The organism is Sporosarcina luteola (assembly GCF_023715535.1).
In the GTDB taxonomy this organism is placed as follows: domain Bacteria; phylum Bacillota; class Bacilli; order Bacillales_A; family Planococcaceae; genus Sporosarcina; species Sporosarcina luteola_B.
The window spans coordinates 1-873 of record NZ_JAMBOI010000034.1 but is presented as its reverse complement, the minus strand read 5'-3'; the positions used below and the strand labels follow the sequence as shown (position 1 = coordinate 873).

Genomic DNA, 873 nt, shown 5'->3' with positions numbered 1-873 from the left:
GTGATGACGGCGAAGAGGTCACACCCGTTCCCATACCGAACACGGAAGTTAAGCTCTTCAGCGCTGATGGTAGTAGGGGGCTTCCCCCTGTGAGAGTAAGACGTCGCCGGGCCAAGGCCATTCCCCATGGGGAATGGTTTTTTTGTGTTTAAAAATAAAACCGAAGGTATTTATAAGTCACACCCGTTTCCACATCGAGCATGGAAGTTAAGCTCATCAGCGTTGGTGGTAGTAAAGCGGCGCAGCCGCTTTGCGTAATTTACGCCAACGGTGAAAATTACGCAGGGAGCTGGCTTCCTTGAGAGTAGGGCATCGTCGGATAAAAGCCATCTCCTATGGGCGCGGTTCTTTTCTCGCATAATTGTAATGTACTCGTCCTGATAATTTCTCGAAGGTGTTTATTAAATTGACGCTTAAGAGAATTAGGATCGGGAAATTCAATAAACCTTATTTTATTCAGCATTGAAATCCACTTATTTCCATGTTTAAAAGTATTGCAATTAGATAGGCTGGGTGGTATAGTTAATAACGTTGCTCATCCGGTAAGTGAATAACTGCTTTGAAAACAGCTTAAAACTTTTTTGAAAAAGTTGTTGACATCGGAATTGCAAACGTGGTATTATATAAGAGTTGCTTCTGACGAAGCGACGCACATTGAACCTTGAAAACTGAACAGCAAAACGTCAACAAATAAAGTTCTGAAGCCGACCTCGTCGGTGAAAAGAACAAACGAATCTTCGGATTCGAATTGACATCTTAATTGATGCCAGCAAGAAACTCGAGCTACTCGAATTTCTCTATTATGGAGAGTTTGATCCTGGCTCAGGACGAACGCTGGCGGCGTGCCTAATACATGCAAGTCGAGCGGATTGA

General features: G+C 43.6%; 2 rRNA genes. Both read left to right on the top strand.

Features of this window, described 5'->3' with window-relative positions:
* Positions 1–112 (top strand): 5S ribosomal RNA (gene rrf, locus M3191_RS18160); the annotation flags it as partial.
* A gap of 687 nt (positions 113–799) precedes the next feature.
* Positions 800–873 (top strand): 16S ribosomal RNA (locus tag M3191_RS18155); the annotation flags it as partial.